This is a genomic window from Curvibacter sp. APW13, assembly GCF_032337135.1.
Classification (GTDB): Bacteria; Pseudomonadota; Gammaproteobacteria; order Burkholderiales; family Burkholderiaceae_C; genus Allorhodoferax.
Genome location: NZ_JAVXZZ010000007.1, coordinates 101563 through 120918 on the forward strand (window position 1 = coordinate 101563; position 19356 = coordinate 120918).

Below are 19356 nucleotides of genomic sequence, written 5' to 3' on the forward strand. Positions count from 1 at the left end.
GCCAAATCAATTAAAAGATCGTCTGATATCCAGATGGAGTCAATAGTCGACGCACCACCAAGTCCTGCTGTTCCGACGTCAGACCTGGATAAATGGGCAACGTAATTGCTTCCGCATAGTAGCGCTCTGCCTGCGGAAAGTTTTCCGGCTTAAAACCCATGCGCTCGTAATATGGCTGCCGGTAAACCGGAATGTAATGAAGATTCACACCAATGCCATCAGCACGCATTCGCTCGAAAACTTCCCTATGACTGGTTTTAAGGACGCCACTAGGTAGTCTCACAATATACAAATGCAAAGCCGAATAAACGTTTGGGTACTGAAAGGGTCGGACAATTGCTGTATCCCTCAACAATTCGTCATATCGCTGCGCAATTGCCTTTCTCTGAATGACAAATTGATCGAGCCTTTGCATTTGACTTAGACCGAGCGCAGCCTGAATATCGGTCATACGGTAGTTGAAACCAAGCTCAATTTGCTCGTAATACCAAGAACCATCAGGTGGGCGGGTCATCTCGGATGGGTAGCGCGTAATGCCATGACTACGCAAACGAGCCATTCGTTTTACCAATTCTGGATCATTGGTTACGGCCATCCCCCCTTCACCGGTGGTAATTATCTTGACGGGATGGAAACTGAAAACGGTAATGTCACTGAAACGACAACTACCAATCTTCGCCCCTTGGTAACTCCCCCCGATGGCATGAGACGCGTCTTCAATGGTTCGGAACCCGTATTTAACGGACAATGCGTGAATCTCAGCCATTTCACATGACTGTCCAGACAAATGCACTGGAATAACAACCTTGGGCAATCGCCCATTGTTCTGTGCATGCTCAAGCTTTTCAGCCAAGCTGGAAACACACATGTTGTAAGTGGACGGATCGATGTCAACAAAATCAACTTCAGCGCCACAGTACAAAGCGCAATTGGCACTGGCGACAAACGTGATGGGCGATGTCCAAACAAGGTCGCCAGCCCCCACACCCAACGCAAGGCACGCTACATGAAGCGCACTAGTTGCACTATTGACAGCGACTGCATAATTGGCACCACAGTAGCTCGCAACAGCCCGCTCAAATTCAGGCACGCAAGGCCCTTGGGTAAGAAAATCTGAACGCAGAACCTCAACCACTGCATTGATGTCCTCGTCAGAAATTGACTGCTTACCGTATGGAATCATGTGAATAAAAACAAGATCGGACGCAACTGTTTCCGAGAGAGGTGCTGGAGAACGCACAAAACTCTACTCACGCGCCCAGAATTTGTTGCATGCAGCGCCCAGAACTTTCAATGCACAGTGAATAGAGGGTTGGAATCGCATTCTGCCACACCCATGTTGGCAAACGCCCCCAGCAGCCCACCAAAGCAAAACGCCCATCACATCGGACGGGCGTTTTGTTTTTGGAGCGGGATAAGAGGCTCGAACTCTCGACCTATACCTTGGCAAGGTATCGCTCTACCAACTGAGCTAATCCCGCATTGAACTGGTGGCCTGGGGCGGAATCGAACCACCGACACAAGGATTTTCAATCCTCTGCTCTACCGACTGAGCTACCGGGCCAGAGCCTCGCAGTATAACACAGAAATCCAAACCTTCTCAAACAGTCCTAGTCAAGCTGGCTTTTTGCCGCGCGTGAGATCAACTCCAAGTTGCTTGAGCTTTCGATACAGGTGAGTCCGTTCAAGACCAGTCTTCTCAGCGACCCTGGTCATGGAGCCATTTTCCTTACCCAGATGGAATTCGAAGTAGGCCTTCTCAAATTCGTCGCGCGCCTCCCGCAATGGCTTATCCAATGAAAAAGTTTGTTCGGCCACTTGCACCACCGGTGACACCGCAACCACATCGGCGCCTCGGTCTTCTTGGTGCACCCGTATCGGCGACGTACTAGGCGCTCCCTTGGCAGTGGCATTGCGGGTCAGCCCTTGCTCCACCGCCTTGAGCAATTTTTGCAGGGTGATGGGCTTTTCCAGGAATGACAACGCACCGATTTTGGTAGCTTCGACTGCTGTATCGATGGTGGCATGTCCGCTCATCATGATCACCGGCATCGTGAGCGCCCCGGCCATTGCCCATTCCTTGAGCAAGGTGATGCCATCGGTATCGGGCATCCAGATATCCAGCAAGACCAGGTCGGGCTGCTCCTTGGCGCGGAAGGCCCGGGCTTGCGCGGCGTTTTCGGCCAACTCGACGTTATGACCCTCGTCATTGAGGATCTCCCACAGCAAGTCCCGAATGCCGTGCTCGTCGTCCACTACCAAGATGTTTGCCATGTTCTGATGATGTCCCTAGATCGCCGCCGTTGCGGTCGCGGCTTCAAATGATAACGATACTTGTGCACCGACTACCTTGTCTCCGATCAGGCGGTTTCCAATCTCAATGCGCGCCCGATGCTCGTCGGCAATCTTTTTGACCACTGCCAAGCCCAGTCCGGTTCCCTTTTGCTTGGTAGTGACATAGGGCTCAAATGCCCGTTGCAGTACGGCCTCTGTAAATCCAGGACCGTTGTCCTGAATAGTTAAGCGTACACGCGACGCACTGGAGACCCACTGAGTGATGATCTTGACGCGACCTGTCAATGGTGTGCTCGCTGTCTCCTGCGCCTCCAATCCGTTTTGGATCAGGTTATGCAGCACTTGCCTGAGTTGTTGGGAGTCTGCCGCAATCGTTGGACAACGTTCGTCTAGCTCCAAGTCTATGCGTTCGGCCGTTCCAATTTCGTACAAGGTGATGACAGACGTCACCAGGGCGTTGAGGTCCGCCGGTTTCAATTCGGCACGAGGCAGCCGGGCAAAATCTCGGAATTCATTCACGAGACGCTTCATCGCGTCGACCTGTTCAACAATGACCCGCACGGACTTGGACAGCAAGGCCTGGTCCGAACCTTCCAATCGCGCAGACAAGCGATGTTCCAGACGTTCGGCTGACAGCTGGATCGGTGTGAGCGGGTTCTTGATTTCGTGGGCCAAGCGCCGCGCCACTTCACCCCAGGCCTGGGCGCGCTGAGCGGACACCACCTCGGTAATGTCGTCCAGAACCAAAAGCCACTGACCACTGGGCAACAGGGCGCCGCGGGCAATCATGGTACGGGTGCGAGAGAACGGGTTGCCGTCCACTTCCTTTCCATCCTGACCAAAGTCCACCGTCTGTTGCCAATAGGATTGTGCGTGGGGCGAGGCCTCAAGCAGATGCGAGAACTGCTGTCGAACCACCGGGACAAGCGGTGCACCTGACTGCAGCGCAAAGAAGTTGGCCCCAACCAAGGCTGCAACGGAAGTACCCAGCATGGCCTGAGCACCCGGGTTCGCGATGACGATTCCCCCATCGGCTTGAAGCACCAACACACCCGTAGTGAGGTTATCCAATACAGTCTGCAGTTGCGCCCGCGCCGTTTCGGCTTCGGCTAGGCTGTGCTGTGCCGTCATACGGGCATCCGCTAGCTGTTCGGTCATATCCGCGAATGCCCGCGTCAGTCCCCCGAGCTCATCACGCCCTTGCCAGATCAGCTTGGGTGTCAGGTCGCCGGCAGCAACCTGCTCCACGCCTTCGGCCAGCAGCAGAAGTGGTTGCGCTATCTGGTTTCCCAACGTCAATGCCAACAGCAGTGCGCCAAACACCGCGAGGAACAATCCCAGCGTAAGCGTTCCGATATACATGCGCTTGAGTCCGGCTTGCGACAGTGCGCGCTCCTGGTACTCGCGGGAGACGTTTTCGACCGCCATGGCATTGGACACCAAGGAAGTGGGCAGGGCATGGGCTACCAACAGATAGCGCGGCTCGGTGTTTAGGCCCAGGCCCAGGCCCTCCACCAGCGCCAACACCTTGACCTGGGCTGCAATGCCCGAGGCTGTTGCGCGCTCATCCAGGCCTTCGAACCAGACTGTGCTGCGATCCAGTTTGGCTAGTCGCACCTGGGTCGCGCTGGGCCCTTCCGGTGCAAGGCGTAGCTGTACGTTTCCGGCACTGGCCAGCAGATGTCCTGACGCGGTCCACAGGGTAACTTCATCCGCCCCCAACAGTTCCGCAATACGGCCCAGTTGCAACTCACTGGCGCCCGCGTTTACCAATCCCAACTGGTCGGCCGCATTGCGGGTCTTGCGCATGAGGTCTGCGCCGATGGCATCGAGCGACACCCGACCTAGGCTCAGCCCTGCATCGAGTGCGGATTGCACCCGCGCATCAAACCACGATTCGATCGACCGGGAGACAAACTGATAGGAAACACCGTAGATCAGCAGGCCTGGGGCAAAGCCTACCAACCCAAAGGTCACCGCCAACTTGAGCAGCAACTGGCTTCCAAACCGACGTTGGCGTATTCGTTGGTAGAGCTTCCACCCGACCCAGCAAACGGCCAACAGAATGGCGCTGGCCACTGCCACGTTGGCCACGAACAGCCGCGCGTAGTTCCGTTCAAAGAGTTCCCTGTCACTGGTGGCCTGAGCCAGCAGGTAGAGCAATGCCAAACCCACCAGCAGCATCGCTCCGGAGCCCGCAGCAACAAATCGGCTCAAGGCCCGTGAGCTCGGTCTGAATTCCCTGGGGATGGGGAACGGCTTCATTTCGAACTACCGGCAGGCAACGCCGCGGTGGCAGTGAGAGTGACGTTCCAGTCGGACTGCCCGAGGGTACCAATCTGCAAAGGTACGGCCAGCTGGTTCACGTCAAGGCGGTAACGGAATTCCACCCGATGAGAAACCGTCGGATCGAGCTGCGCTGCCTCGGCAATACGCCAGCGGGCAATGCGCTTGATGGCATTCATCGCTTCGGTCAATGATTCGTAGCTTTGGCTCATCGACAGACTTGCCCCCTCCCCCTGTGGCCCAAGGACCACAACGCGCCATCGACGCGACAGCGGTTGGTAGCCCAACCGGTAGCTGCGCTGGGCAAGTGAGACGCGCTTGTCGAACCAGTACCAGCGCTCGCGATAGACCTCCGCCTCGGCCGTGAACGTCAGCGGAATTCCTTTGGCAAGTACATCTTCGATGGTGGCTGGTAGGTCAAACTGCAATTGGGCAGACAATACGACCTCATCATCCAGCCGCTCGATACGCAGCTGCTGTATCTCGCCCGTGGCCTGTCCCCACGCCTGGGAACACAGAGAACCCCAAAGCAACAGCCCGATTCCGAGCCATGCCTCAGGCAGCAACCTTTTCAAAAAGTGCGTAAAAAAATCCGTCATGGTCGTTACCGACATTGTGGGCGACTGCTGCGGTTTGCAGGGCATTTGTGGGGAGCAAATGGCCAGGTGATGGCAACAATTGTGCGTCCTTGTTGTGTGCAAGAAACGCTGCTTGCTGTGCACGCCCTTCCGAAGCGAATATGGAACAGGTGCAGAACAACAAACGCCCGCCAGGTCGCACGAGCGGCCACATGCATTCCAGCATGAGCCTTTGCGTCTGCGCCAGGGCCTCAATATCGCTTTCCCTTCTTTGCCAACGCACGTCAGGATGGCGTCGCACGATGCCGGAAGCAGTGCATGGCGCATCGAGCAGAACGAGATCGAAGGGCTGACCATCCCACCAAGCTGCCAGATCAGTAAGACTGGCACAGTGCACCTGAGCCTGCAGGCCGAGGCGCTGCAAATTCTCACCAATGCGCTCAGCCCGCACCGGATCCACTTCGACCGCATGTACCTGGGCATCGCTCAATTCGAGCAAATGTCCCGTCTTGCCGCCGGGAGCCGCGCAGGCGTCCAGGATGCGGGTCGCAGCTGTGCTGGCATATCCCTTCAGCAACAATTCGGCGGCTTGCTGCGCACCTGCATCCTGCACGGAGACATGGCCAGAGACAAAGTCAGGTAGTCGGCCGACCGGTACTGGCTGCTCCAGCACGACCGCCTGCCCACCTTGCCATTTCGCGGCAAACCCCTGCCCAACCAGGCGCTCCACGTAGAGCTCAGGATTAGTTTGGCGCCGATTGACCCGCAGGGTCATAGGGGCCGCTTGATTCGAAGCCTGCAGGACTTGTTCCCATTGTTCAGGGTGGTCACTCTGAACTCGGCGAATCCACCACGCCGGAAAGTTCCAGCGCGCTTCGGGGACATCTCGTACGCTAGCCTCCAGCGCCTGACGTTCACGCAAAAACCGGCGCAAACAGGCGTTGACGAATGCTGCTTGGCGCGACTCCTTGCGACAGCGCTTCACCGCCTCCACCAGTTGGTCCACCAATGTGAATTCATCGTACAACGACGCATTCGCTGGTGCCAGCAGGGCCAGCCCGCACCACAATGCCGCTTGCACCCAGATCTTCGGTGGCTTGGCGGCCAGACGCACGGCCACATGGCGCGCATAGCCCATTTGGCGCCAGACCGCAAAGGTCAGCGCCTGCGCCGCAGGGCGCAATTGCGCATTGACCGAATTCAAGGACGTCGCTGCCGATTGCCCCTGTTCCACCTGAGCCAATACGTCAATCGTTGCTTGAAGCTGCTGCCACAAGGGCGGTGTCGCCATGGTCTTCACAGACGCTCCCAGGTTCGCATGCCGACGCTGCGGGCCAGCACACTGGCCGGCATTTGCAGCAAGGCCTCGTTGAGTTCCGAGACATGAACGTTGTAGCGCGTGCGCCGCGCCGCAATGTCTGCCACCAGCGAATCCCATGCGGTCATCAGCTCCTGCGGCAGCACCGCTCCCGCAAGGTCCTCCGGCTGCTGCCGCAATTGGGCCATCCTGTGTTCGACTCGGTCAATGGCTACGCCTAGCCCGGGCGGCACCCCCTCCCGCTTCGGGTCGCGCCCCCACAGCTCCGCCATTTCCGACACGTGTCGCATGTCAGCCCAGACGGAGGCAGCAGTGCTGTCGTCCAGACTGCCAGCAATATCACGGCACCGCAACAGGTACTTGCGCAGTGAACTGCGGGCCTGTTCTGCACCATGGCGCAGCCGCAGCAGTCGGCTGTAGGCACCCACGGCCCAAGCCGCCACTACAGCCAGTCCGACCCAAACCCAGAGCGAAAGATTGACCGCCATGCGAAAAAACTCAAAAAAAACGCCACAGCCCAGTTGAAACGGGCGTGTGGCGCTTCTATTTCAGGAGCAACGCTTACTCAGCGGCTGGCCCCTCTTCGGCGTCTTCCGTGTGGATACCGGCGGCAGCCAGTTCCGCGGCATCGGCCTCGGCGATCGCTCGGCGCTCGGCCTCGTCCATCATTTCACGCGCCTTGCGGGCTTCGTGATAGGCCAGACCTGACCCTGCAGGGATCAGACGACCGACGATGACGTTCTCCTTCAGGCCACGCAGCTCGTCGCGCTTGCCCATGATGGCAGCTTCGGTCAGCACGCGGGTGGTTTCCTGGAACGAGGCTGCCGAGATGAAGCTGTCGGTGGACAGCGACGCCTTGGTAATACCCAGCAGCAGGTTGGTATAGGTTGCGGGAACCTTGCCCTCACCACGCAGCGCATCATTGGTATTGAGCATCTCGGAACGCTCCACCTGCTCGCCAGCAATGTAGCTGGAGTCGCCCGGATTCTCGACCACCACGCGGCGCAGCATCTGGCGAACAATCACTTCGATATGCTTGTCGTTGATCTTCACGCCCTGCAAGCGGTACACGTCCTGCACTTCGTCCACGATGTAGCGGGCCAGCTCTTCGGAGCCCAGCAGGCGCAGGATGTCTTGCGGGTCGGCGGGGCCGTCCACCACCACTTCGCCCTTGTTGACCACCTGGCCTTCGTGCACCAAGATGTTCTTTTCCTTGGGGATCAGCTCTTCCCAGACCTTGCCGTCCGGATCGGTGATCTGCAAGCGCACCTTGCCCTTGGTTTCCTTGCCGAACGAGATCGTGCCGGTGACTTCGGCCAGAACACCCTTGTCCTTAGGAGTACGGGCTTCGAACAGTTCGGCCACGCGGGGCAGACCGCCGGTAATGTCGCGGGTCTTCTGGCCTTCGATCGGGATGCGGGCCAACACTTCGCCGGAGCCCACGTCCTGACCGTCACGCACCTGAACCAGCGCGCCCACGGGGAAGCCGATAGTCACAGAGTGGTCGGTGCCGGGGATCTTGACCTCGTTGCCGTTGGCATCGATCAGCTTCACCTGCGGACGCACCACCTTGGCAGAGCCGCGGCGCTTGGGGTCGATGACGACCAGAGTTGACAAGCCGGTGACTTCGTCCACCTGCTTGGCCACGGTCAGGCCTTCTTCAACGTTCTCGAATTTGATCTGACCGGCGAACTCGGTAATGATGGGGCGTGTCAGCGGATCCCAGTTGGCCAAGATGGTGCCCGACTTGATCTGCTGATCGGCCTTAATGGTCAACACCGCACCGTACGGCACCTTGTGGCGCTCGCGCTCACGACCGTGCTCGTCGTGGATGATGATTTCACCGGAACGGGAAATCACCACCGACTCGCCCTTGCTGTTGGTCACGTAACGCATCGTGGAGTTGAAGCCCACGATACCGTTGGACTTGGCTTCCACGCTGGACGCGATGGCTGCACGCGAAGCCGCACCACCGATGTGGAAGGTACGCATGGTCAGCTGGGTACCGGGTTCACCGATGGACTGAGCGGCGATCACGCCAACCGACTCACCGATGTTCACCAGACCACCGCGGCCGAGGTCGCGGCCATAGCAGCGGGCGCACAGGCCGAAGCGGGTTTCGCAGGTCAGCGCAGTGCGCACCTTGACCTCGTCCACACCGGCAGCTTCCAGCTCTTCGATGGTGTCTTCGTCCAGGATCTGGCCAGGCTTGACCAGCACGGCGCGGGTCTCAGGGTGCACCACTTCGTCAGCAGTAGTGCGGCCCAGCACGCGGTCACGCAGCGATTCAATGACTTCACCGCCTTCGACGATGGCGCGCATCAGGTAGCCATTGTGGGTACCGCAGTCGTCTTCGGTCACCACCAGATCCTGGGTCACATCCACCAGACGGCGGGTCAGGTAACCGGAGTTCGCAGTCTTCAAAGCGGTGTCGGCCAGACCCTTACGGGCACCGTGGGTGGAGATGAAGTACTCCAGCACGTTCAGACCTTCGCGGAAGTTCGCGGTAATCGGCGTCTCGATGATGGAGCCGTCCGGCTTGGCCATCAGGCCACGCATACCGGCCACCTGACGGATCTGGGCAGCAGAGCCGCGGGCACCGGAGTCGGCCATCATGTAGATGGAGTTGAAGGACTCCTGGTCCACTTCCTTGCCGTTGCGGTCCAGCACCTTCTGCTTGGACAGCTGGGCCATCATCACCTTGGAGACTTCGTCGCCGGCCTTGCCCCAGATGTCCACCACCTTGTTGTAGCGCTCACCGGCAGTCACCAGACCGGAGGTGTACTGCTGGGCGATTTCCTTCACTTCGGCTTCTGCGCGTTCGATGATGCCGCGCTTTTCGGTTGGCACCAGCATGTCGTCGATACAGATGGAGATACCAGCCTTGGTCGCAAGACGGAAGCCATTCTGCAGCAGCTTGTCGGCAAACACCACGGTTTCCTTCAGGCCGCACTTGCGGAAGGACACGTTGATCAGCTTGGAGATTTCCTTCTTCTTCAGCGCCTTGTTCAGGTTGGAGAAGGGCAGTCCCTTAGGCAGGATCTCGGACAGCAGCGCACGGCCCACAGTGGTTTCCCACAGCTTGGTCGAGGCCTCGAATTCCTTGGTTTCCTTGTTCTTGGTGTACTCGGTCAGACGCACGTTGATGCGCGTGTTGAGCTCGACTTCACCGGCATCCAGCGCGCGCTGCACTTCGGCGGTGTCGGAGAACACCAGACCTTCACCCTTGCCGTTGATCTTGTCGCGGGTGGCGTAGTACAGGCCCAGCACCACGTCCTGCGAGGGAACGATGGAGGGTTCGCCGTTGGAGGGGAACAGCACGTTGTTGGACGCCAGCATCAGGGTGCGGGCTTCCATCTGCGCTTCGACCGACAACGGCACGTGAACGGCCATCTGGTCACCGTCGAAGTCGGCGTTGAACGCCGAGCACACGAGCGGGTGCAATTGAATGGCCTTGCCTTCGATCAGGATCGGCTCGAAGGCCTGGATACCCAGGCGGTGCAGCGTAGGTGCACGGTTCAGCAGAACCGGGTGCTCCTTGATGACCTCTTCGAGGATATCCCACACCACCGGGGTGCCGGATTCGACTTCCTTCTTGGCCGCCTTGATGGTGGTGGCAATGCCCATCGCTTCCAGGCGCGCGAAGATGAAGGGCTTGAACAGTTCCAAGGCCATCAGTTTCGGCAGACCGCACTGGTGCAGTTTGAGGGTCGGGCCCACGGTAATCACGGAGCGACCAGAGTAGTCCACGCGCTTACCCAGCAGGTTCTGACGGAATCGACCGCTCTTGCCCTTGATCATGTCGGCCAGGGACTTGAGAGCGCGCTTGTTGGCACCGGTCATGGCCTTGCCACGACGGCCGTTGTCCAGCAGGCTGTCGACGGCTTCCTGCAGCATGCGCTTTTCGTTGCGCGCGATGATCTCGGGGGCCTTGAGTTCCAGCAAACGGCGCAGGCGGCTGTTGCGGTTGATGACGCGCCGGTACAGGTCGTTCAGGTCGGAAGTGGCAAAGCGACCGCCGTCCAGAGGAACCAGCGGACGCAGGTCCGGCGGCAACACGGGCAGCACGTCCAGAATCATCCACTCGGGCTTGATGCCAGACTTCTTGAACGCCTCCAGGAGCTTCAGACGCTTGGTGTTCTTCTTGATCTTAAGCTCGGAACCGCTGGGGTCGTTGCGCAGCTTCTCGATTTCGGTATCGATATCGAGGTTCTGCAGCAGGTCCTTGATGCCTTCCGCACCCATCTTGGCCTGGAACTCATCACCATATTCCTTGAACTTCGCGTCGAAGTCGTCCTCGGACATGATGCTGTACTTCTTCAGCGGAGTCATGCCGGGGTCGGTCACCACATATGCTTCAAAGTACAGAACGCGCTCGATGTCGCGCAGGGTCATGTCCAGCACCAGACCAAGACGGCTCGGCAGGGACTTCAGGAACCAGATGTGCGCGCAGGGAGCGGCCAGGTCAATGTGGCCCATGCGCTCGCGGCGCACCTTGGTCTGGGTCACTTCCACGCCGCACTTTTCGCAGATCACGCCACGGTGCTTCAGGCGCTTGTACTTCCCGCACAGGCACTCGTAGTCCTTGATGGGGCCGAAGATCTTGGCGCAGAACAGACCGTCGCGCTCGGGCTTGAAGGTACGGTAGTTGATGGTTTCCGGCTTCTTCACCTCACCGAAAGACCAGGAACGGATCTTCTCGGGCGAAGCCATGCCGATCTTGATGGCTTCGAAGTGCTCATCCGGCGTGAACTGCTTGAACAGGTCGAGTAGGGATTTCATGTGACTCTTGCCCTTTCAATTAATTACGTTCGAGTTCGATGTCCAGGCCCAAGGAACGGATTTCCTTGACCAGCACATTGAAGGACTCCGGCATGCCGGCTTCGATGGAGTGCTCACCCTTGACGATGTTCTCGTACACCTTGGTACGACCTTGCACGTCGTCGGACTTGACGGTAAGCATTTCCTGCAGGGTGTAGGAAGCACCGTAGGCTTCCAGTGCCCACACTTCCATCTCACCGAAACGCTGACCACCGAACTGGGCTTTACCACCAAGGGGCTGCTGCGTGACCAAGCTGTAGGGACCGGTCGAACGGGCGTGCATCTTGTCGTCCACCAGATGGTGCAGCTTCAGGTAGTGCATGTAGCCGATGGTCGTGGTACGGGCGAACGCATCACCGGTGCGGCCGTCGTAGAGTTGAGCTTGCGTACGCGAGGCGGTCAGGCCCTTGGCCTTGGCCACTTCGTCCGGGTACGCCAGCTGCAGCATGTCGCCGATTTCGGCTTCCGTCGCGCCGTCGAACACCGGCGACGCAAATGGCACGCCATTGGTCAGCTCCTTGGCCATGCTCAGCACTTCGCTGTCGGACAACTGCGCCAGGTCTTCCTTGCGACCGGTGCCGTTGTAGATCTTGTCCATGAAGGATCGGATCTCAGAGGCAGCAGCTTCGCGTTGCAACATGTCGCCGATGCGCTGGCCCAGGCCCTTGCCGGCCCAACCCAGATGCACTTCCAGCACCTGTCCGATGTTCATACGCGAAGGCACGCCCAACGGGTTCAGCACGATGTCGACAGGCGTACCGTCGGCCATGTAGGGCATGTCTTCCACCGGCGTGATCTTGGAGACCACGCCCTTGTTACCGTGGCGGCCGGCCATCTTGTCACCAGGCTGCAGGCGGCGCTTGACAGCGATGTAGACCTTGACCATCTTGAGCACGCCCGCAGGCAGCTCGTCGCCTTGCGTGAGCTTCTTGCGCTTTTCTTCGAAAGCCAAGTCAAAGCTGTGGCGGGTTTGCTCCAAGGCATTCTTGATGCTCTCGAGCTGAGTAGCCACTTCGTCTTCTGCGGGACGGATATCAAACCAATGGAACTTGTCGATGGAAGCCAGGTAAGCGGCGTCGATCTTGGTACCCTTGGCCAGCTTCTGTGGGCCGCCATTGGCCACACGACCGACCAGCAGCTTCTCGATACGGGCGAACGCATCAGCTTCCACAATGCGCAGCTGATCGTTCAGGTCCAAGCGGAAACGCTTGAGCTCGTCGTCGATGATCTGCTGGGCGCGGCGGTCACGCTGGATGCCTTCACGGGTGAAGACCTGAACGTCGATCACGGTACCTTGGGAACCCTGATCCACGCGCAGCGAGGTGTCCTTCACGTCGGAGGCCTTTTCGCCGAAGATGGCGCGCAGCAGCTTCTCTTCGGGTGTCAGCGTGGTTTCACCCTTGGGGGTCACCTTGCCGACCAGCGTGTCCCCTGGTTGCACTTCGGCACCCACATAGATGATGCCGGACTCGTCCAGGCGATTCAGCTGGTGCTCGCTCAGGTTCGGGATGTCGCGGGTAATTTCCTCGGCGCCCAGCTTGGTGTCACGGGCCATCACAACCAGTTCCTCGATGTGGATCGAGGTGTAGCGGTCTTCGGCGACCACGCGCTCGGAAATCAGGATCGAGTCTTCGAAGTTGTAGCCGTTCCAGGGCATGAAGGCCACCAGCATGTTTTGGCCGATGGCGATTTCGCCCAGGTCGGTGGAGGCGCCGTCAGCGATCACGTCACCCTTGACCAGCTTGTCACCCTTCTTGACGATGGGGCGCTGGTGGATATTGGTGTTCTGGTTCGAACGCTGGTACTTGATCAGGTTGTAGATGTCCACACCGACTTCGCCAGCTTGCGCTTCGTTGTCGTTCACGCGCACCACCACACGGGTAGCGTCCACGTAGTCCACCACACCGCCACGGTTTACGGTCACGACGGTTCCGGAGTCCACCGCTGCTACGCGCTCGATGCCGGTACCCACCATGGGCTTCTCGGGGCGCAACACAGGCACAGCCTGACGCGACATGTTCGCACCCATCAAGGCGCGGTTGGCGTCATCGTGCTCGAGGAACGGAACCAGCGAGGCCGCCACCGATACGATCTGCGACGGAGACACGTCCATGTACTGGATGCGGTCCGGGCCCACCAGCACCGATTCACCCGCTTCACGGGCGGAAATCAGTTCGCCGGTCAGACGACCATCCTTGTCCAAAGCCGCATTGGCCTGGGCAATGATGAACTTACCTTCTTCGATCGCCGACAGATAGTCGATTTCTGCCGTGACCTTACCATCCACCACGCGGCGGTAGGGGGTTTCGATGAAGCCGTATTCGTTCAGACGGGCATACAGCGCCAGCGAGTTGATCAGGCCGATGTTCGGACCTTCAGGCGTTTCGATCGGGCATACGCGGCCGTAGTGGGTCACGTGCACGTCGCGCACTTCGAAACCGGCACGTTCGCGGGTCAGACCGCCCGGGCCCAGGGCCGACACGCGGCGCTTGTGGGTGATTTCGGCCAGCGGGTTGGTCTGGTCCATGAACTGGGACAGCTGCGATGCACCGAAGAACTCTTTCAGCGCGGCCGAAATCGGCTTGCTGTTGATCAGGTCGTGCGGCATCAGCGGCTCTTGCTCGGCCTGGCCCAGACGCTCCTTCACGGCCTTCTCGATACGTGCCAGACCGGTGCGGTACTGGTTCTCAGCCAACTCACCCACGCAACGCACACGGCGGTTGCCCAGGTGATCGATGTCGTCGACTTCGCCGCGGCCATTGCGCAGGTCCACCAGGATCTTGACCACCGACAGGATGTCCTCATTGGTCAGCACCATGGGGCCTTCGGCTTCCGAACGACCCAACTTGGCATTGAACTTCATGCGGCCGACGCGCGACAGATCGTAGGTGTCTGCGTTGTAGAACAGGCGCTGGAACAGGGCCTGCACGGCATCTTCGGTCGGGGGTTCGCCAGGGCGCATCATGCGGTAGATGGCCACGCGCGCAGCGAATTCGTCGGCGGTTTCGTCCGTGCGCAGGGTTTGCGAAATGAAGGCCCCTTGGTCCAGGTCGTTGGTGTAGATACACGCGATTTCCTGGATGGCGGCAGCACGCAATTTCTTCAGCAGTGCTTCGGTCAGCTCTTCATTGGCTTTGGCGACGATCTCGCCAGTGTCCGCATCCACGATGTTGCGGGCGATGACGCGACCGAGCAGGAAATCTTCCGGCACGCTGATGTGGGTCGTGCCGGACTGCTCGAGCTCGCGGGTATGGCGGGCAGTGACGCGCTTATCCTTGGCCACAATGACTTTGCCGCTCTTGTCGGTGATGTCAAAACGGGCCACTTCGCCGCGCAGGCGTTCGGCCACGTATTCCATCTGGGCTCCGCTGTCCATGAGACGGAAATTGTCGTTGACGAAGAAGTTCGCCAGGATGGACTCGTTGTTCAGGCCGATGGCCTTGAGCAGGATGGTGACCGGCATCTTGCGGCGGCGGTCGACACGGAAGTACAGCAGATCCTTGGGATCGAACTCGAAGTCAAGCCATGAACCGCGGTAGGGAATGATGCGTGCCGAGAACAGCAGCTTGCCCGAGCTGTGGGTCTTGCCCTTGTCGTGTTCGAAGAACACGCCCGGTGAGCGGTGCAACTGCGACACAATGACGCGCTCTGTGCCGTTGATGATGAAAGAACCCTTGGTGGTCATCAGGGGCACTTCACCCATGTAGACCTCTTGCTCCTTCACTTCCTTGACGACCTTGTTCTGTGCGGTCGAGGATTCGCGGTCGTAGATGATCAATTGAACCTTGGCACGCACAGCGGAGGCATAGGTCAGACCACGGGTCTGGCACTCACGCACATCGAACGCAGGCTTGGCGAGGTTGTACTCCAGGTACTTCATCTCGACGAATCCGTTGTGCGACACGATCGGGAACGCGGCTTCGAAAGCGGCTTGCAGACCTTCGGACGTCCGCTTCTTGGGTGCGACATCCGCTTGCAGGAACGCGGTGTAGGCATCCTTCTGCATCTGGAGCAGGTAGGGAATTTCCAACACGCTGTCGCGCGTGCCAAAGTTTTTACGAATACGCTTGCGTTCAGTGAATGAGTAAGCCATTAGATCTCCGGGCAAAGGCTGAGGAATCCTCGGGGTCCTAGGCGACTGGCGGGCAAAACTTGGTGATTGGCCTCTACCAATCATTGGCGGACGGCCGCACATTGCGCGCGGCCCGAACCAAGGCATCTTCTGCAGTCGGGGTCAGAAGACACGGATGAATGCTCTTGTTGGAACACTCATCGGTGCCGTCTTACAACGGCAAAAGGCTGGGGGCCTTTTAGGGCCTACCCAGCCTTCGGTGCAAAGTCGATTACTTGAGTTCGACCTTGGCGCCAGCTTCTTCCAGCTTCTTCTTGGCTGCATCAGCGTCAGCCTTGGAGATGCCTTCCTTGACGTTCTTGGGAGCGCCGTCCACCAGGTCCTTGGCTTCTTTCAAACCCAGGCCGGTGATTTCACGCACTGCCTTGATGACGGAAACCTTGTTCGCGCCAGCATCGGTCAGCACCACGTTGAACTCGGTCTTCTCTTCAGCAGCGGCAGCACCACCGGCAGCGGCGCCACCAGCAGCGGGAGCAGCCATAGCGGCAGCGCTCACACCAAACTTCTCTTCGATGGCTTTCACCAGGTCGTTGAGTTCCATGACCGACATGCTGTCCAGAGCGGTCAAAAATGCGTCTTTATCAAATGCCATTTTTATTTCCTAACAATATTGGTTTCTAAAAGGGTTGCTGCCACTCAGGCTGCAGCCGCTTCCGCTGCGCCGCCACCTTTTTTCTCGGCCACAGCCGCGAGCACGCGGGCGGTACGGGAAATGGGGGACTGCATCAAGCCCAGCAATTGCGCCAGCAGCACTTCCTTCGAGGGGATGCTTGCCAATTGCTTCACGCCGTTCACGTCCAGGGCCTTGCCGCCGTACGCACCGCCACGGATGACCAGCTTGTCGTTGGTCTTGGCGAAATCGGCCACCACTTTAGCGGCAGCCACTGCGTCTTCGGAAAAGCCGTAGATCAACGGACCGGTCATCTGGTCGGCAACCGACTCAAAACCGCTACCGGCAACAGCACGGCGTGCCAGGGTGTTCTTCAGAACACTCAGGGTCACGCCAGCGCTGCGCGCGGTGTTGCGCAGTTTGGTCATGTCAGCGACCGTGATGCCACGGTATTCCGCCATCACGAGCGTTTGAGCTTTAGCGGCGAGGCTGGTCACTTCGGTAATGACCGCTTCTTTCTCACTGCGATTCAGACTCAAGGTCTACTCCTTCAAAATGCACCCTTGGCTGTTGCCGCAGGTGCGCCACATTGCAGCGACCAACTGTTGTGGAAAAAATCCATTTCAGCGGGATCGCCATCTGCGTTGGCCTGTCATTAAGTGCCTTGCATTGCTGCGCAGCACGCCAACGGTCTTGGATGACCTGCGACAACTTTCGCCACCGCAGCCCACCACACCGCACCGCTTGCGCGATGCGGCAATTTCATCAAGCAGCGATCGACTGAACGTCGACGCGAACGCCCACGCCCATGGTCGAGGACACTGCCACCTTGCGCAGGTACACACCCTTGCTGGAAGCAGGCTTGGCTTTGTTCAGTGCATCGATCAGCGCAGCGAGGTTGCCCTGCAGCTTGTCGGCATCGAACGAACGACGACCGATGGTGCTGTGAACAATACCAGCCTTGTCGACACGGAACTGCACCTGACCTGCCTTGGCGTTCTTCACAGCCGTGGCAACATCGGGGGTCACAGTGCCGACCTTGGGGTTAGGCATCAAACCGCGCGGACCCAGGATCTGACCCAGGGTACCGACGACACGCATGGCGTCAGGGGCAGCAATCACCACGTCAAAAGGCATGTCACCAGCCTTGACTTGGGCGGCCAGATCGTCCATGCCGACCACGTCGGCGCCGGCGGCCTTGGCTTCTTCAGCCTTGGCGCCTTGAGCGAACACAGCCACGCGCTTGGTCTTGCCGGTGCCATTGGGCAGCACGACGGCGCCACGCACCACCTGGTCAGACTTCTTGGCATCCACGCCCAGTTGAACGGCCACATCAATGGACTCGTCAAACTTGGCAGTGGCACATTCCTTGACGATACTCAGGGCATCACCCAGGGCGTACAGCTTGTTGCTGTCGACTTTGCCTTGCAGGGCTTTTTGTTTCTTGGTCAGCTTGGCCATCTCACACGCCCTCCACATTCACACCCATGGAACGAGCCGAACCAGCGATGGTACGCACAGCGGCGTCCAAGTCGGCAGCGGTCATGTCCTTCATCTTGGTCTTGGCGATTTCTTCCAGCTGAGCGCGGGTGATCTTGCCTACCTTGTCCATGTGCGGACGCGAAGAACCCTTGTCCAGCTTGATGGCCTTCTTGATCAGGACCGTAGCAGGCGGGGTCTTGATGACAAAGGTGAAGCTCTTGTCAGCAAATGCAGTGATGACCACCGGCAGAGGCAGTCCGGGCTCAACACCTTGAGTCTGGGCGTTGAACGCCTTGCAGAATTCCATGATGTTCAGACCACGTTGACCCAATGCGGGACCGATCGGTGGGGATGGATTGGCTTTGCCAGCTGGCACTTGCAGCTTGATAAAACCGACGATTTTCTTCGCCATGTTTACTCCTTGTGGGTATTAGCGCTGCCTCACCTGAGGCTCAGCAGCTCCCCTTCATTGCGACTCAAAAATAAAGCTTCGCCACCGAGTCGGAAAGCAGCGAAACAAAAAATCAGGTCTTCTCGATTTGAGAGAACTCAAGCTCAACCGGTGTCGCACGACCGAAGATGGTGACGGAAACGCGCACCTTGTTCTTGTCGTAATTGACCTCTTCCACAGTGCCATTGAAGTCCGCAAAGGGACCTTCCTTGACACGGACATACTCGCCCACCAGAAACTCGATCTTGTGGCGCGGCTTGTCGGTACCCTCCTGCATCTGGTTCACGATCTTCATGACTTCAGATTCAGAAATGGGCGCCGGACGATTCTTGGCACCACCCACAAACCCAGTGACTTTGTTGGTGTGCTTCACCAAGTGCCAGGTTTCGTCGTTCATGACCATTTCCACCAGGACGTAGCCCGGGAAGAACTTGCGCTCTGTGGTGCGCTTTTGGCCATTACGAACTTCCACCACCTCTTCCATGGGGACCATGATGCGACCGAACAGGTGCTGCATCCCCTCGCGGGCGATGCGCTCATGGAGATTGCGCTCGACAGCTTTTTCCATGCCCGAATAGGCATGCACCACATACCAGCGCAGGTCTGGATTGGCATTGGCCGCGGGAGCGGCAGTGTGCTCGACGGTGTCAGTCATTATTTCTTCCATCCCAGCAGCAGGTCATACAACACCCACTCCAGGGTCTTATCGGTCAACCACAGGAAAATTGCCATCAGCAACACAAACCCGAATACGTAGGCCGTGGTCTGGATGGCCTCCTTGCGCGACGGCCAGACCACCTTTTTGACCTCACGCACCGCATCGCGACCAAAGCCAATGAGCGCCTTGCCGGCCTCTGTAGTCAGAAAGACGCCTGCCGCAAACGCCAGACCCAACAGCAAAACCAGCCATTGTACCCAGGCACCCTGGGCACGTAGCAGATAAAAGGCAGCCACTGCAGCAATCGTTGCCACAACGGCTGCCGCCAGTTTTGCCTTGTCTGCGCCAGAAGCGACAGTCTGAACCTGTGTTGTCGACATGTTTGCGATCCGTTTGGTCTTTTCGAATCTTGCGATCCCCAAGACACTGAAGCCCGCTACACCGTAGCGGGCCTTGTTTTCACCTTTCGGTGGCAGGGGCAGTAGGAATCGAACCTACAACCTTCGGTTTTGGAGACCGACGCTCTGCCAATTGAGCTATACCCCTACAAGTTCTTGACAAGCGAAACGGCCTTGCGGCCGTTTCTTTGGTTTTCTTGTCCGCTTAAGCGATGATTTTTGCCACGACGCCGGCGCCGACGGTACGACCACCTTCGCGGATAGCGAAGCGCAGGCCTTCTTCCATGGCGATCGGAGCGATCAGCTTGACGGTGATGGAGACGTTGT

At 58.6% G+C, this 19356-nt stretch carries 14 protein-coding genes, 3 tRNA genes and 1 pseudogene; all 18 read right to left on the bottom strand.

Annotation, left to right across the window (positions count from 1 at the left end):
* Nucleotides 1–10 precede the first annotated feature (10 nt).
* A complete protein-coding gene (pseC, locus tag RQP54_RS19695; RefSeq protein WP_315680307.1) occupies nt 11–1183 on the bottom strand; it encodes a UDP-4-amino-4,6-dideoxy-N-acetyl-beta-L-altrosamine transaminase in 1173 nt (390 codons plus the stop codon).
* 222 nt (nt 1184–1405) lie between these two features.
* A tRNA-Gly gene (locus RQP54_RS19700) sits at nt 1406–1481 on the bottom strand.
* A gap of 7 nt (nt 1482–1488) precedes the next feature.
* Nucleotides 1489–1564, bottom strand: a tRNA-Phe gene (locus RQP54_RS19705).
* Nucleotides 1565–1614: 50 nt separating this feature from the next.
* Nucleotides 1615–2274 (bottom strand): response regulator, encoded by a 660-nt coding sequence (locus RQP54_RS19710; protein ID WP_315680288.1) that lies wholly within the window; start codon nt 2272–2274, stop codon nt 1615–1617.
* Between the two features lie 15 nt (nt 2275–2289).
* The gene (locus tag RQP54_RS19715) at nt 2290–4560 is read right to left on the bottom strand and encodes a sensor histidine kinase (protein ID WP_315680290.1); all 2271 of its coding nucleotides are present in this window, start codon (nt 4558–4560) and stop codon (nt 2290–2292) included.
* Nucleotides 4557–5180 carry a DUF4390 domain-containing protein gene (locus RQP54_RS19720; RefSeq protein ID WP_315680291.1) on the bottom strand — a complete coding sequence of 208 codons (624 nt, stop codon included), beginning with the start codon at nt 5178–5180 and terminating at the stop codon, nt 4557–4559. The genes RQP54_RS19715 and RQP54_RS19720 overlap by 4 nt, the downstream gene beginning before the upstream one ends.
* Complete coding sequence (rsmB, locus tag RQP54_RS19725) at nt 5137–6450, bottom strand: 16S rRNA (cytosine(967)-C(5))-methyltransferase RsmB (RefSeq protein ID WP_315680308.1); 1314 nt, start codon at nt 6448–6450, stop codon at nt 5137–5139. The genes RQP54_RS19720 and rsmB overlap by 44 nt, the downstream gene beginning before the upstream one ends.
* 5 nt (nt 6451–6455) lie before the next feature.
* Nucleotides 6456–6965: a hypothetical protein gene (locus RQP54_RS19730; protein ID WP_315680292.1), complete on the bottom strand. Its 510-nt coding sequence runs from the start codon at nt 6963–6965 to the stop codon at nt 6456–6458.
* 73 nt (nt 6966–7038) lie between these two features.
* A complete protein-coding gene (gene rpoC, locus RQP54_RS19735; RefSeq protein WP_315680294.1) occupies nt 7039–11259 on the bottom strand; it encodes a DNA-directed RNA polymerase subunit beta' in 4221 nt (1406 codons plus the stop codon).
* A 19-nt stretch (nt 11260–11278) separates the two neighbouring features.
* On the bottom strand, nt 11279–15391 hold the full coding sequence (rpoB, locus tag RQP54_RS19740; protein WP_315680295.1) for a DNA-directed RNA polymerase subunit beta: 4113 nt from the start codon (nt 15389–15391) through the stop codon (nt 11279–11281).
* A gap of 250 nt (nt 15392–15641) precedes the next feature.
* Nucleotides 15642–16022 carry a 50S ribosomal protein L7/L12 gene (rplL, locus tag RQP54_RS19745; protein ID WP_315680296.1) on the bottom strand — a complete coding sequence of 127 codons (381 nt, stop codon included), beginning with the start codon at nt 16020–16022 and terminating at the stop codon, nt 15642–15644.
* A gap of 44 nt (nt 16023–16066) precedes the next feature.
* Nucleotides 16067–16579, bottom strand: a complete 513-nt coding sequence (gene rplJ / locus RQP54_RS19750; protein WP_315680297.1) for a 50S ribosomal protein L10 — start codon at nt 16577–16579, stop codon at nt 16067–16069.
* A 226-nt stretch (nt 16580–16805) separates the two neighbouring features.
* Nucleotides 16806–17501 (bottom strand): 50S ribosomal protein L1, encoded by a 696-nt coding sequence (rplA, locus tag RQP54_RS19755; RefSeq protein ID WP_315680298.1) that lies wholly within the window; start codon nt 17499–17501, stop codon nt 16806–16808.
* Nucleotide 17502: 1 nt separating this feature from the next.
* The gene (gene rplK, locus RQP54_RS19760; protein WP_315680300.1) at nt 17503–17934 is read right to left on the bottom strand and encodes a 50S ribosomal protein L11; all 432 of its coding nucleotides are present in this window, start codon (nt 17932–17934) and stop codon (nt 17503–17505) included.
* A 112-nt stretch (nt 17935–18046) separates the two neighbouring features.
* A complete protein-coding gene (gene nusG / locus RQP54_RS19765) occupies nt 18047–18628 on the bottom strand; it encodes a transcription termination/antitermination protein NusG (RefSeq protein ID WP_315680301.1) in 582 nt (193 codons plus the stop codon).
* Complete coding sequence (gene secE / locus RQP54_RS19770; protein WP_315680310.1) at nt 18628–19011, bottom strand: preprotein translocase subunit SecE; 384 nt, start codon at nt 19009–19011, stop codon at nt 18628–18630. Before secE ends, nusG begins: the two co-directional genes overlap by 1 nt.
* Before the next feature lie 90 nt (nt 19012–19101).
* A tRNA-Trp gene (locus tag RQP54_RS19775) sits at nt 19102–19177 on the bottom strand.
* A gap of 57 nt (nt 19178–19234) precedes the next feature.
* Nucleotides 19235–19356 (bottom strand): annotated as a pseudogene (locus RQP54_RS19780) (elongation factor Tu); the annotation flags it as partial.

Excerpts from the sequence above, each read along its gene's own strand:
- pseC (WP_315680307.1), bottom strand. The coding sequence starts at position 1,183 with ATGATTCCATACGGTAAGCAGTCAATTTCTGACGAGGACATCAATGCA.
- RQP54_RS19710 (WP_315680288.1), bottom strand. The coding sequence starts at position 2,274 with ATGGCAAACATCTTGGTAGTGGACGACGAGCACGGCATTCGGGACTTG.
- RQP54_RS19715 (WP_315680290.1), bottom strand. The coding sequence starts at position 4,560 with ATGAAGCCGTTCCCCATCCCCAGGGAATTCAGACCGAGCTCACGGGCC.
- RQP54_RS19720 (WP_315680291.1), bottom strand. The coding sequence starts at position 5,180 with ATGACGGATTTTTTTACGCACTTTTTGAAAAGGTTGCTGCCTGAGGCA.
- rsmB (WP_315680308.1), bottom strand. The coding sequence starts at position 6,450 with ATGGCGACACCGCCCTTGTGGCAGCAGCTTCAAGCAACGATTGACGTA.
- RQP54_RS19730 (WP_315680292.1), bottom strand. The coding sequence starts at position 6,965 with ATGGCGGTCAATCTTTCGCTCTGGGTTTGGGTCGGACTGGCTGTAGTG.
- rpoC (WP_315680294.1), bottom strand. The coding sequence starts at position 11,259 with ATGAAATCCCTACTCGACCTGTTCAAGCAGTTCACGCCGGATGAGCAC.
- rpoB (WP_315680295.1), bottom strand. The coding sequence starts at position 15,391 with ATGGCTTACTCATTCACTGAACGCAAGCGTATTCGTAAAAACTTTGGC.
- rplL (WP_315680296.1), bottom strand. The coding sequence starts at position 16,022 with ATGGCATTTGATAAAGACGCATTTTTGACCGCTCTGGACAGCATGTCG.
- rplA (WP_315680298.1), bottom strand. The coding sequence starts at position 17,501 with ATGGCCAAGCTGACCAAGAAACAAAAAGCCCTGCAAGGCAAAGTCGAC.
- rplK (WP_315680300.1), bottom strand. The coding sequence starts at position 17,934 with ATGGCGAAGAAAATCGTCGGTTTTATCAAGCTGCAAGTGCCAGCTGGC.
- nusG (WP_315680301.1), bottom strand. The coding sequence starts at position 18,628 with ATGACTGACACCGTCGAGCACACTGCCGCTCCCGCGGCCAATGCCAAT.
- secE (WP_315680310.1), bottom strand. The coding sequence starts at position 19,011 with ATGTCGACAACACAGGTTCAGACTGTCGCTTCTGGCGCAGACAAGGCA.